Genomic DNA, 12,907 nt, shown 5'->3' with positions numbered 1-12,907 from the left:
CCGGTCGCCGGCGCCGTCAGCGGCGGGCATGTTCGCGGAAACCCCGGCCCGTCTTGCGGCCGAGGCAGCCCGCGGCCACCAGGTGCTCGAGCAGCGGGGCCGGGGCGAGGCCCGGGTCGCGGAACTCCCGGTGCAGGACCCTCTCGATCGCGAGGGAGACGTCCAGCCCGACGACGTCCAGCAGTTCGAAGGGACCCATCGGGTAACCGCCGCCGAGCTTCATGGCGGCGTCGATGTCGTCCAGGGACGCGTAGTGCTCCTGCACCATCTTGATCGCGTTGTTGAGGTACGGGAACAGCAGGGCGTTCACGATGAACCCGGCGCGGTCCGCGCAGTCGACGGCGTGCTTCCTGATCCGTGCGCACACCTCGTGCACCGTCGCGTGGACGTCCTCGGCCGTCAGCACCGTACGGACGACCTCGACCAGCTTCATGGCCGGCGCCGGGTTGAAGAAGTGCATGCCGATGACGTCCTGCGGGCGCGAGGTGGCCCGGGCGCAGGCGACGACCGGCAGCGAGGAGGTGGTGGTGGCCAGCACGGCACCCGGCTTGCAGACCTTGTCGAAGGCCGCGAACAGCTGCCGCTTGACCTCCAGGTCCTCGGCGACCGCCTCGACGGCCAGGTCGACGTCGGCGAACGCGTCGTAGGAGCCGGCCGGGGTGATCCGCTCCAGGGTCTGCGCGGCGGCCTCGGCGGTCATCCGGCCCTTGTCGACCGAGCGCGCCAGGTTCTTGCCGATCCGGGCCTTCGCCGTCTGCGCCTTCTCCTCGCTGCGGGCGGCCAGGACGACGTCGTAGCCCGCCTTGGCGAACACCTCGGCGATCCCGGAGGCCATCGTCCCGGACCCGGCGACTCCGACGCTGCGGACCTCGCGGCCGGGGACGCCCGAGCCGTCGGCGGCGGGCGTCAGCGCGTCCGGGACGACCGTGGCTGCGCCCGGCGCCGCGTAGGTGTAGAAGCCGCGGCCCGCCTTACGGCCCGTCAGACCGGCCTCGCTGAGCTGCTTGAGGATCGGGGCGGGCGCGTGCAGCCGGTCGCGCGACTCGGCGTACATCGCCTCCAGGACCGTACGGGCCGTGTCGACGCCGATCAGGTCCAGCAGCGCCAGCGGGCCCATCGGCAGCCCGCAGCCGAGCCGCATCGCGGCGTCGATGTCCTCGCGGGAGGCGTAGCGCGCCTCGTACATCGCGGCGGCCTGGTTGAGGTAGCCGAACAGCAGCCCGTCCGCGACGAATCCGGGACGGTCGCCGACCGCGACCGGCTCCTTGCCGAGGTCGAGGGCGAGGTTGGTGACGGCGGAGACGGCGGCCGGCGCGGTCAGCACCGAGGACACCACCTCGACCAGCTTCATCGCGGGCGCCGGGTTGAAGAAGTGCAGACCGAGCACGCGCTCCGGACGGGCCGACTCGGCGGCGAGCCGGGTCACGGACAGGGCGTTGGTGCCGGTGGCGAGGATCGTCTCCGGCCGGACGATCCCGTCCAGCTCGCGGAAGATCTGCTGCTTGATCTCGTACGACTCCGGAGCCACCTCGATCACCAGATCGGCGTCGGCCGCCGCGCGCAGGTCGGTGGCGGTGCGGATCCGGGCCAGGGCGTCGTCGCGCTCCTGCCCGGTGAGCCGGCCGCGCCCCACGGCGCGGGCGGTGGAGGACTCCAGCACCGAGAGCGAACGGGCCGTGCGCTCCTCGCTGACGTCGATGCCGATCACCTCACGGCCGGCCCGGGCCAGGACCTCGGCGATGCCGGTGCCCATCGTGCCGAGGCCGACGACGGCGATCGTCCGGAGCGGGGACAGAGAGATGTCGGAGAGGGGAGTGGCCATCGCGGGACTCCAGAAGAAGAGGGTGACGACTGGGAACGCCCCCGGGTGCGCCGGGACGACCTCTGCGAGGTCCGGGCGCACCGGGTGCGGAAAAGGGATGCGGGTGGTGCCGGGCTGCGAGCGCACACGCCCGGTGCCGGGTCTCCGAGGGCGCGCACAACGCCCCGCGGACGAACGGGAGATCCGACCGGCCCTGTCCCGTGGCCGGGTCGTACAGCGGTACGTGGTACCGAACCGACGTCCTGCGCGGAGGCTGCGTCACCAGGCCGCCGCGAGGAGGAATGCGAGTGGGTGACTCGCTCCTCTGAGCTTAACCGGCGGGTAACGAGCGCGCCAGTCCCTCGACATGTGAGCTGACTCGCTGCGCCGCCCACCCCTAGGCTCGACGCATGGACGAGGAGTTGCGGGCGCTCACGGAGCGCTTACGGCAGGAGTCGGGCGGCACGGCGGCGTTCGAGCGGCTGGCGGCCGAGGCCGGCCCGGACGAACTGGCGGCGGTGCTCAGCGAACCGGGGCGGCCGCTGTGGGCCCGGGAGCTCGCCGCCTTCCGGCTGGGCGTCGCGGGGGACAGGCGCGCCTTCGAGGCGCTCGTCCTGCTGCTCAACCACCGGGACCCGCCGCGCTGCGCCGGGGCCGCCCATGCCCTGGCCCGGCTCGGCGACCCCAGGACCGCCCGCGCGGCGGCGGCCCTCGCCACCAACGAACTGCGGGTGGCCTACGCCCTGCATCCCGTGCGCCTCCTGGTGGAGCTGCGGGCGCCGGAGTCGGTGCCCGCGCTGATCACCACCCTCCGCAGGCGCCTGACACCGCACGACCCCTACCGGCGCGTGGCCCTCGCCTGCGTGGAGGGTCTGGGCGCGCTCGGCGACGCCCGCGCCCGGCCCGTCCTGAGCGACGCCCTCGCCCATCCGGCGCTCGCCGAGGCGGCCGTGCACGCGCTGGCCCGGATTCCCCGGCAGCGCTGACGCGCCGGTGTCGGCCTGCCGGTGCTGACTTGCCGTCAACAGCGTTTTATCGCCAATTAGTTCGAGATTTGAATACCCGTTCGACGGGAAGATCGCCTTCCGCCGAAATCCGGCTCGGTGTGCCCGCAGGGCTGCTGCCGAACTGACCGCGGACAAGGCCGGACCATTCCGGCCACGGAGGGTGAGAGACAGTGACCAGTGCGCAACTCCCGGACGAGATGGACGAGATATCCGGCCTGGCCCTACGTCAAGACCCGGTAAAAACATTCGGCGGATTCCTGGAGGAGAAGTGGCGGGCGGTCTGCCGCGGGCTCGGCACGGACCCGCGGCAGACGGAGACCGTCCTCGGCGACCTGCGAGAGGTGCTTCACCCCTGGGGCGCGCGGCCCGTCGGAACGCACTGCGAACCGCCCTCGTTCGTCTCGGCCGACGGCTTCCCCGCCGAACTCTCCGTCAGCTGGAAGGCCGGCCGGCCCGAGGTCCGCGTCCTCTTCGAGTCCCTCGGCTCCGACGGCACCCCGCTCGGCTGCCAGGAGGCCGGCCGGGAACTGACGCGCCGGCTCGCGGCAAGCCCCGGGACGGACATCGCGCGCTACCTGAGCATCGAGGACCTGTTCCTCACGTCCGACCCCGAGCGCTACCGGGCCACCCTCTGGCACTCCCTGGCCTGGAGACCGGGACACCGGCCCCACTACAAGGTCTACCTCAACCCCCAGGTCAACGGCCTGGACCGGGCGTACGAGGTGATGGCCGAGGCCATGCACCGGCTGGGCCTGGCGGACGCCTGGCGGCCGGTGGCCGAGCGGGGGCGCGAACTCGCCAAGCAGGGCCACGAACTGGAGCTCATGGCCCTCGACCTGGACGCCGGCAGCACCTCCCGCGTCAAGGTCTACTACCGGCACCTGCCGATGGAGATGGAGGAACTGGACGCGGTGGCGGCCCTGGCGCACCGCTACGAGCCCGAACGGGCGGCCCGCGCGCGGTCCGTCATCTACGGGCGGGACGGCGGCACCGTCAGCAACGAGCCGATGACCTGCCTGGCGTTCCGCGAGGGTGCGCCGGGCCCCGAGGAGGCCAACCTCTATCTGCGCCTGCCGGACAACGCCCGCGACGACACGGAGGCGGCCGCGCGCGTCGCCCGGCTCATGGACCTGGAGGGGGTCGACCCCCGTCCGCTCGCCGGCGTCCTGCGGGAACTGGGAGCGGGCGGACCGGGGGTCACCGGCATGCTCCAGGAGCTGTGCAGCTACCGCACGATCTCGCCGCGGACGCCCGCGGACATCGGTCTGTACCTGCGGTTCAGCACGTACGCCGGGCGCGAGGCGGGCCTTTCGGCCTGACCCCGGAGCGACCCGTCCCAGCGAGGTGACGGCCCTCCGGCGGCCCCTCCGGGACCGGCGCAACGGCTCCGTGCGGTCAACGGCGACCTCGCGGAGCCCTCGCGAAACCGTCGCGGAACCCCTGTCTCAGCCGCGGAAGCCCAGCAGCCCGTGCAGGACCGAGCCGTGTGCCGCCGGTGAGGCGACCTTGCCGGTCAGCGGCCCGGGGTCGGGCTGGGCCCGGCACGTCGCGTCGACCGAGCCGATGCCGCGCGGGACCGTGCCGTCCGTCAGATAGGCCGCCAGGTGCCGGTCGAGGCAGCTGTTCCCGCTCAGTGTGATGCCGTGGTTCCCGCCCCCCTGCTCGACCACGAGGCTGGAACCGCGCAGCAGGGCGTGGACGAGGGCGCCGCCCTCGTACGGGGTGGCCGCGTCGTCCGTCGCCTGGAACAACAGGGCGGGCGGCAGGGCGCCGTTGAGGATGTTCACCGGACCCCGCGACCGGGTCGGCCAGAACGCGCACGGCGCGTTGTACCAGGCGTTGTTCCAGGCCATGAACGGCGCCTTGCGGTACGTCGCCCAGTTGTCCGAGCGCCACTGCCACCACTCGTGCGGCCAGTGGGCGTCCCGGCACTGCACCGCGGCGTAGACGCTGTACCCGTTGTCCCCGGCGGCGTCCACGGCGCCGAAGTTCTCGTGCGCCCGCACCAGCGGGCCGGTGTCCCTGTCGTTGACGTACGCCGCGAACGCCTCGGCCAGGTGCGGCCAGTAGCCGTTGTAGTAGCCGCCCGGCAGGAAGGTGTCCTCCAGTTCCGCGGCGCCCACCGTGCCGCCGGCCGGCCTGCGGGCGAGCGCCGCCCGCATCGCGTACCACTTCGCCTCGACCTCGTCCGGGTCGCTCCCCAGCCGGTAGGTGGCGTCGTACCGGGCGATCCACGCCATCAGCGCGCGGTGCCGGTCGTTGAACGCGAGGTCCTGGGCCAGGTTGTCGTCGTACCAGACGCCGGTGGGGTCGACGACGGAGTCGAGGACCAGGCGCCGCACCCGCCGCGGGTACAGCTTGGCGTAGACCGCGCCGAGGTAGGTGCCGTACGAGTAGCCGAAGTAGTTCAGCCTCGGCGCGCCGGTGGCGGCGCGGATCGCGTCCATGTCCCGCACGGTGCTGATCGTGTCGATGTACGGCAGCACGCGCGCGTACTTCCTGCCGCAGGCCTCGGCGAAGGACCGCGCCCGCTCCAGGTTGGCTTTCTCGACCGCCTCGGCGGCCGGCACGGAGTCCGGGCGCACGGGGGCGAAGTGGCCGGGGGCGCAGTCCAGCGCGGGCGTGCTCCTGCCCACTCCGCGCGGATCGAAGCCGATGACGTCGTACTGTGCCGCGACCGCCTTCGGCAGCGCGGAGGCGACGAAACCGGCGAGGGACAGACCGCGTCCACCGGGCCCGCCGGGGTTGACCAGCAGCGGACCCTGGTACGTCTTCGCCGTGTGCGGGACCCGGGAGAGCGCCAGGGTGATCCGCTCCCCGTCCGGGTCGTCGTGGTCGAGCGGCACCTTCAGCGACGCGCACTGGAGCGTCGGCTGGTCGGCGGTGGCGCACTTCTTCCAGGTGAGCTGCGTCGCCCGGGCGGCGGCCGGGGGTGCCGGGGCCGCCCCGGCCGGGGCGGCCGTGACGGTCCCGGCCAGGACGACGGCGGTGGCGCACAGCACGGCTGCGCGAGTGTTCAAGAAAGTCCTCCCAGGACGCCGGGGGGCCTCGAAGCGGCCGGGCCGCGTGGCTCACGGCCCTCGCGGCATCGTCCCGGAAAGATCGTCCGGAGATACGTATTGCCGGGCGATTTGACCCGTTCGGGCGCGCGATGCGCCCGGACGCGCTCAGAGCAGCGTGAGCTGGGTCGGCGCGGACTCCTCCCCCGCGAGCCCGTGCTCCTCCTGCTCGGGCGGCCGGATCCGGCGCGGCATCCCCGCGGGCGCCGGCCCGATGCCGTACTCCTGGGCCAGTTCGTGCACCTGGCGGGTGATCCGGCGCTGGTACCACGTGGGGGCGTACGCGCCGTCGGCGTACAACCGCTCGTAGCGGCGCACCAGGTGCGGGTGGTGCTGGGTGAGCCAGGCCATGAACCACTCGCGCGCCCCGGGCCGCAGATGCAGCACGAGCGGGGTGACGGAGGTCGCCCCCGCCGCCGCGATCGCCCGCACGGTGGCCCGCAGCTGCGCCGGTTCGTCGGACAGGAACGGGATCACCGGCGCCATCAGCACCCCGGCGCCCAGACCGTGCCCGGTGAAGGTCCGCACGACGTCCAGCCGCCGCTCGGGGGCCGGGGTGCCCGGCTCCACGGTCCGCCACAGCTCGGTGTCGGTGAACCCCACCGAGACGGAGAGGCCGACGTCGGTCACCGCGGCGGACTGCTTCAGCAGCTCCAGGTCGCGCAGGATCAGCGTGCCCTTGGTCAGGATCGAGTAGGGGTTCGCCCGGTCGCGCAGGGCGGCCAGGATGCCGGGCATCAGCCGGTAGCGGCCCTCCGCGCGCTGGTAGCAGTCGACGTTGGTGCCCATCGCCACGTGGTCCCCGTGCCAGCGCGGCGAGGCCAGCTGGCGGCGCAGCACCTCCGGCGCGTTCACCTTGACGACTATCTGGGTGTCGAAGCCGATCCCGGTGTCCAGGTCGAGATAGCTGTGCGTCTTGCGCGCGAAGCAGTAGACGCACGCGTGCGTGCAGCCCCGGTACGGGTTCACGGTCCACTCGAACGGCATCCGGGAGGCGCCCGGCACCCGGTTGAGGACCGTGCGGGCCCGCACCTCGTGGAACGTGATGCCGGCGAACTCGGGCGTGTCGAACGTACGGGTCGTGACCGCGTCCGCGCCGAACAGGGCGGGGTCGGCCGGACGGTCGTGGCGGGACTCCAGGGCGAGATTCTCCCAGCGCATGACGCCTCCTCCGTAGCACTGCCCATGCGTCTGGACCCACAATAGAACATCTGTTCCCATGATCGTGCGAACGGGCGTCTGCCTCGGCGTTTCGCGCACCCCGTGATCGTTTCCCCCACCCCGATTTGGGCGGCCGTGGAGCGGGGTGGTTGGCTTGCCCTGCCCGGGAACCCCGAGCAATCCTGAGCAACACGGACCTGGAGGAACTTCATGGCGCAGGTCGAGGCCACCACCGAGCGGGTCGTCGCGGCGGACCCCGACAAGGTGTTCGACACGCTGGCCGACTACAGCGGCACGCGCGCGAACCTGCTGCCCGCCCACTTCAGCGAGTACGAGGTGCGCGAGGGCGGCGACGGCGAGGGCACCCTCGTCCACTGGAAGCTCCAGGCCACCAGCAAGCGCGTCCGCGACTGCCTCCTGGAGGTCACCGAGCCCACCGACGGCGAACTCGTGGAGAAGGACCGCAACTCCTCCATGGTCACCGTCTGGCGCGTCACCCCGGCCGGCGAGGGCAAGGCCCGCGTGGTCGTCACCTCCACCTGGAAGGGCGCCGGCGGCATCGGCGGCTTCTTCGAGCGGACCTTCGCGCCCAAGGGCCTCGCCCGGATCTACGACGAGATCCTCGTCAAGCTCGCCACCGAGGTCGAGAAGTAGACACCCCCGGCGACGGACACCCGTTGCCCCTCACCGGTACGGGCGCACCGCGCCCGCGACCGGAACGGCGCCGCGACCCCGCGCACCTGCCCCGAGTTGCCGCCTCGCGCGGGAACCGTGCGGCAGGTGCGACGAGGGGAACGGCCCCACCACGCGGGTGCGGCGCCCCCGCCGTCCGCCGGGCGGCGCCCCCGCCGTCCGCCGGGCGGCGCCCCCGAGCCCCCGCCCCTTCCGGCCCTCCGCCCTCCCCGCCACCGTCACGGACTCCCCGGAGACGGTCGGCCCCCCGCCCGTCGCCACCGCCCCGAAGGCCACCGGCGGCGCCCGCGCCGAACACGACCCGCGGCTCGGCCACCAGGACCGACCGGACCCCGCGCCCCGCGGCGTACCCCGGCGCGCTCCGGTGAAACCAATTACAGAATTGCCGCACATCCCGACCTGCGCGCGCCGTACGGTTGTTGCTGCGGACAGATCTTGCACAGCTCTGGGGAGAGAGGGCCTGGGCCATGGACCGTGGCACCGAGAGGGACGCACCTCCCCGCCGCGGAGCGAACAGCGCGGCGGCGGACGACACCGCCGATCCCGGACGCGTCCCCCTGGCCGTGGTCGTCGTCGACCGCGACGGCCTCGTCTCCCACTGGAGCACCGGCGCACGCCGGCTCTTCGGCGTCGCCAAGGAGGAGGCGATCGGCGCGCCCGCCATCGATCTGCTCCCCGTCTCCGGCGCCCTCCCCGAACCCGAGGACGCCTACGGCGAATACGGCGAATACGGCGAGTACGGCGCCTACGACGGCCCGGGACCGGGCCTCGACTCCTCCCTCGACCAGGGCCTCGGCTACCCCGCCGCCGGACGTGCCCGCCTCACCGTCCCCGGACACGACCGCGAGCGCGCCGACGTCCTGTGGTGGGCCTACCCGCTGGTCGGCCCCGGCCGCGAACGGCTCCTGGTCCTCGCCGCCGACGCCACCGCCGTCCTGCGCCCGGAGCAGCGTGCCCCGGAGTCCCCCTCCTCGGCCACCGCCGTGGCCGTCGAACGCATCGCGCCCGGCTTCGCCCTGCACACCGACTTCCCCGGCGCCGAGGAACTCGCCCGCCGGCTCCCCGACATCCTGCCCAGCATGAGCGTCGGCGAGAGCGCCCGCATCGTCGCCCAGGTCCTCGAACTCGGCTACCCCGTCCTGGAGTTCAGCCAGAACGACCGGGTCCCGGTCACCCCCGACTGGGGTGTCGCCCGCCGCGCCGAACGCAAGGCCCGCCGGGAGCGGGCGGCCCGCGCCGCCGCCGAGGGGCTGCCCCTGCCCGACGACGTCGCCGACGACGGCGAGGACCTCGAACACGCCGCCGTCCGCGAACGCCTGGAGTTCCTCAACGAGGTCAGCGGACGCATCGGCACCTCCCTGGACCTCTCCCGCACCATCATCGAGGTCAGCAAGGCCGTCGTCCCCCGCTTCACCGACGTCGCCGGCACCTACCTGCGCGAACAGGTCGTCGCCGGCGAGGGCTTCCCCGACGGTGTGCCCGACACCCGGACCCTGTGGCACCGGGTCGCCGTCGAACACACCGACGAACCCGGCCGCTGGGACGACGTCGTCCCCGTCGGCGAGGCCATGCCCTTCCCGGCCCACACCCCGTTCTTCCAGTGCATGACCACCGGACAGCCCGTCCTCGTGCCGCGCATCAGCGAGCAGATGGGCCACGCCATCGCCGCACAGTTCGAGAAACGCGACATCCGGCCCCTCATCACCGGCCGCTCCATGCTCGTCGTCCCGCTCAAGGCCCGCAACGTCGTCCTCGGCTTCATGGTCCTGCTGCGCCACCCCGAGCGCGTAGAGTTCAACGACATGGACCGGGTCACCGGCGCCGAACTCGCCGCCCGCGCGGGCCTCGTCCTCGACAACGCCCGGATGTACACCTACCAGGAGTCCGTCGCCGAGACCCTCCAGGACAGCATGCTGCCGCACATCCCGCCGCGCATGGCGGGCTGCGACATCGCCACCCGCTATCTGCCCGGCACCCTCCTCGGCCGGGTCGGCGGCGACTGGTTCGACTCCGTGAAACTCCCCGGCGCCCGCACCGCCCTGGTCGTCGGCGACGTCATGGGCCACGGCCTCAACTCGGCCGCCATGATGGGCCAGTTGCGCACCGCCGTACAGACCATGGCCGCCCTCGACCTGCCGCCCGCCCGGCTCCTGCGCAACCTCGACGACCTCGCCCAGCGCCTCGGCGACAGCTACCTCGCGACCTGTCTGTACGCGGTCTACGACCCGATCGCGGGCGAACTCCACCTCGCCAACGCCGGCCACATCCCGCCGGTGCTGGTCCGCGCGGAGGACGGCCGCACCGAACTCCTCGACCTGCCCACCGGCGCCCCCATCGGCGTCGGCGGCGTGCCCTTCGAAGCGGTCACCGTGCGGGTGGAACCCGGCGACCGGCTCGTGATGTGCACCGACGGCCTGGTGGAGGTGCGCGGCGAGGACATCGGCGTGGGCCTGGCGACCCTGTGCGAGTCCGCCGCCCACCCGGCCGCCTCCATGGACGACGCCTGCGACACCATCATCCGCGCCCTCGCCGCGACCTTCACCGAAGCGGGCCACGGCGACCGCAAGGACGACGTCGCCCTGCTGATGGCCCGCCTCAACGGCATCGAACCCGACGACGTCGCCGAATGGCGCTTCGCCCTCGACCCGGCGGAGGTCCCGCGGGCCCGCGCGGCCGTCCGCGAACAGCTCCACGACTGGGGGCTCGCGAAACTGGCGTACGTCGCGGAGCTGATGGTCGGCGAACTGGTCACGAATGCCGTACGGCACTCCCACCGGCTGCCCGTCGCCGTGTGACTGGTGCGCGGCGAGACCCTGCTGTGCGAGGTGGACGACGACGACCACGACCTGCCGACCCTGCTGAGCGCCGGACCCGAGGACGAAGCCGGACGCGGACTGCGCGTGGTGAGCACCCTGGCCCGTGAGTGGGGCACCAGCCGCACCGGCGCGGGCAAGTCGGTGTGGTTCGAACTCACCCTGCCGAGGCGCTGAACAACTCACGCTCCACCAAGGCGCGTTGCGGGTGTGCACCGGGCGCGCTGGAACCGCCCGTCCTGCTTGTGGCCGCAACTCGGGGGCGGTAGACCGTACTCGCCCGTCACTCATGACGGATCGGCGCCGCACCCTGGGGAGTTGGGATGAGCGTGACGATGCGATACCGGGAGGCCTGGGAGGGCTTCTGGCGCGAGGCCTCCCATGACACCGGCGCGGTGTTCTGGGACGCGGACCCGAAGGTGACCGCGGCCCCGCACCTCGCCCTGTTCGAGCCGTACGTCACCGGCACCGCCCTGCCGTTGATCGACCTCGGCTGCGGCAACGGCACCCAGACCCGCTTCCTCGCCGACCGCTTCCCGCAGGTCCTCGGCGTCGACCTGGCCGCCGCCGCCCTCGACCACGCCCGGCAGGCCGACCCCGGGGGCCGTGCCCGGTACCGGCTGCTGGACGCCGCCGAACGGGGCGCCGCCGAGGCCCTGCACGCCGAACTCGGCGACGCCCACGTCTACATGCGGGGTGTCCTGCACCAGTGCGAGCCCGCCGACCGGCAGCCCCTCGCCGACGGGATCGCCGTCCTGCTCGGCGCGCGGGGCCGGGTCTTCCTCGTCGAACCCGCCGAGGCCGCCGGCGCGGTCCTCGGCGGCCTCGCCCACGGCCCGGCCGGCCCGCCCCCGAAGCTCGCCCCGATCTTCCGCCACGGCATAGCGCCCGGCGAGGTCGCCGACGCCGCCGTGCCGGCCCACCTCGAGGCGGCCGGCCTCACCGTCCTCGCGAGCGGCAGCCTCCCGCTCATCACCACCGAGTCCACCCCCGACGGCACGCTGATAGAACTGCCGTCGAACTGGCTGGTGGCCGGCCGGGCGACCTGACCACCGGGCCGCGCCCGGCGGCCTGAGGACAGGGCGGCCCGGCTGTGCCGACCATCGGTCGGGCGGGCGCCCTTGAGCGGCGGGTCGGGCGGACGTCCCTGGAGCACGGGGCCGCGCCCGGCGGACCGAACACCGGCGGCCGGATGCGCCAGCCAGTGCCGGTCCCGGTCGGGGGGTGGGCCAGTTCCGGTCCCGGTCGGGTGGTGGGGCGGTCCGGTCCCGGTCCGGTCCCGGTCCGGTGCCGGTTCGGCGGCGGGCGGGGCATGGCGCCGTGCCGCCGCCGAACCGGTCGGGGCGTGTCCCGCCCGGAGGCCGCCCGGCCGCCCGGCCGCCCGGCCGCCCGGCCGCCCGGCCGCCCGGCCGTCGGGCCGGGTCAGGCCGTGAGCCGGGTCAGTGTCTCCTCGAAGGGCAGCGCGTCCCTGCCGGGCCGGTTGTGCGGCAGCCGGGCGAGGAGCATGGCCATGCCGCAGGTGCCGGTCGCGCCGGAGAACACCAGTCCGGCGCCGATCAGCCCTGACAGCCAGTGGGCCGGCGGCAGGGCCAGGCCCGCCAGGAACCCGGCGACGACCAGGGAGCCCGCGGCCAGCCGCACCTGGCGGTCCATCGGCCACGGGGTGCGGGCACCGGCCCGCCGCTCCAGCGGATGCCCGGCCGCGGCCCACGCCCCGGTGCCGCCCTCCAGCGTGGCCGCCGGGACCCCGAGGTCGGCGAGCCGGGCACCGCCCCGCGCGGATCGGGCCCCGGAGGCGCACACGAGCAACAGGGGGCGCCGGCCGGCCGCCTCCGTCAACGCGGCCGAGGCCTCGCCGAGCCGGTCCAGCGGCACGTTGTGCGCGCCGGGCAGATGACCCGAGGCGTACTCGCCCGGTGTGCGTACGTCCACGACGGTGAACGCGTCGAGCCGGGCGGCCGCCTCGGCGGTGGTCAGCGCGGCCGGGACGGCCGGGGTGGTGTGCGAGACGTGCACGGAACAGAACCTTTCTCAGGGGCGTTGTCCCGCACGGGTAGGATACCCGCGGGGGTATGAAGGAGGAGAAAACGTGCAACTCGACATGTCGGCCGAGGAGCTGAAGTCCGCGCTCAACCGGCTGCGCCGCGCCCAGGGACAGCTCGCCGGCGTGATCCGGATGATCGAGGAGGGGCGGGACTGCGAGGACGTGATCACCCAGCTCGCCGCGGTCTCCCGGGCCCTGGACCGGGCCGGCTTCGCGATCATCGCCACGGGCCTGGAGCAGTGCATGACCAGCGAGGACCCGGAGGTACGGGACTCCGTCCAGATGCGCGCCCGCCTGGAGAAGCTGTTCCTGTCGCTGGCCTGAGCGGC

Annotated in this window: 9 protein-coding genes and 1 pseudogene; 6 read left to right on the top strand and 4 right to left on the bottom strand. The window is 73.7% G+C overall.

Annotation, left to right across the window (positions count from 1 at the left end; all coding sequences use genetic code 11):
- Positions 1-16: 16 nt before the first annotated feature.
- Positions 17-1,822, bottom strand: a complete 1,806-nt coding sequence (locus AQJ58_RS06825; RefSeq protein WP_067247645.1) for a 3-hydroxyacyl-CoA dehydrogenase family protein — start codon at positions 1,820-1,822, stop codon at positions 17-19.
- A gap of 389 nt (positions 1,823-2,211) precedes the next feature.
- On the opposite strand from AQJ58_RS06825, the gene AQJ58_RS06820 reads away from it, so the two are divergent.
- Positions 2,212-2,787 carry an adenylosuccinate lyase gene (locus tag AQJ58_RS06820; RefSeq protein ID WP_067246108.1) on the top strand — a complete coding sequence of 192 codons (576 nt, stop codon included), beginning with the start codon at positions 2,212-2,214 and terminating at the stop codon, positions 2,785-2,787.
- 191 nt (positions 2,788-2,978) lie between these two features.
- A complete protein-coding gene (locus AQJ58_RS06815; protein ID WP_234359974.1) occupies positions 2,979-4,127 on the top strand; it encodes a tryptophan dimethylallyltransferase family protein in 1,149 nt (382 codons plus the stop codon).
- Between the two features lie 126 nt (positions 4,128-4,253).
- Here AQJ58_RS06815 and AQJ58_RS06810 read toward each other — a convergent pair whose 3' ends face one another.
- Both AQJ58_RS06810 and AQJ58_RS06805 read right to left on the bottom strand, forming a co-directional pair.
- Entirely contained in the window at positions 4,254-5,828 is a 1,575-nt protein-coding gene (locus AQJ58_RS06810) for an alpha/beta hydrolase (RefSeq protein ID WP_067246105.1), read from the bottom strand.
- Positions 5,829-5,975: 147 nt separating this feature from the next.
- Entirely contained in the window at positions 5,976-7,028 is a 1,053-nt protein-coding gene (locus AQJ58_RS06805) for an Rv2578c family radical SAM protein (protein WP_067246102.1), read from the bottom strand.
- Positions 7,029-7,238: 210 nt separating this feature from the next.
- Here AQJ58_RS06805 and AQJ58_RS06800 point away from each other — a divergent pair, with 210 nt between their 5' ends.
- The 3 genes and pseudogenes from AQJ58_RS06800 (at position 7,239) to AQJ58_RS06790 (ending at position 11,583) form a co-directional block, all read left to right on the top strand.
- The gene (locus tag AQJ58_RS06800; RefSeq protein ID WP_067246100.1) at positions 7,239-7,682 is read left to right on the top strand and encodes an SRPBCC family protein; all 444 of its coding nucleotides are present in this window, start codon (positions 7,239-7,241) and stop codon (positions 7,680-7,682) included.
- Positions 7,683-8,188: 506 nt separating this feature from the next.
- A pseudogene (locus tag AQJ58_RS06795) lies at positions 8,189-10,711 on the top strand (SpoIIE family protein phosphatase).
- A gap of 146 nt (positions 10,712-10,857) precedes the next feature.
- Positions 10,858-11,583: a class I SAM-dependent methyltransferase gene (locus AQJ58_RS06790; protein ID WP_067246098.1), complete on the top strand. Its 726-nt coding sequence runs from the start codon at positions 10,858-10,860 to the stop codon at positions 11,581-11,583.
- 373 nt (positions 11,584-11,956) lie between these two features.
- Here AQJ58_RS06790 and AQJ58_RS06785 read toward each other — a convergent pair whose 3' ends face one another.
- On the bottom strand, positions 11,957-12,550 hold the full coding sequence (locus AQJ58_RS06785) for a rhodanese-like domain-containing protein (RefSeq protein WP_067246095.1): 594 nt from the start codon (positions 12,548-12,550) through the stop codon (positions 11,957-11,959).
- A gap of 73 nt (positions 12,551-12,623) precedes the next feature.
- Here AQJ58_RS06785 and AQJ58_RS06780 point away from each other — a divergent pair, with 73 nt between their 5' ends.
- Positions 12,624-12,902 (top strand): metal-sensitive transcriptional regulator, encoded by a 279-nt coding sequence (locus AQJ58_RS06780; RefSeq protein WP_067246092.1) that lies wholly within the window; start codon positions 12,624-12,626, stop codon positions 12,900-12,902.
- The last annotated feature ends 5 nt before the right edge of the window (positions 12,903-12,907 follow it).

The sequence above is a fragment of the Streptomyces sp. DSM 15324 genome (assembly GCF_001514285.1).
Lineage (GTDB): Bacteria > Actinomycetota > Actinomycetes > Streptomycetales > Streptomycetaceae > Streptomyces.
This window is presented reverse-complemented; position numbering and strand designations above follow the sequence as displayed.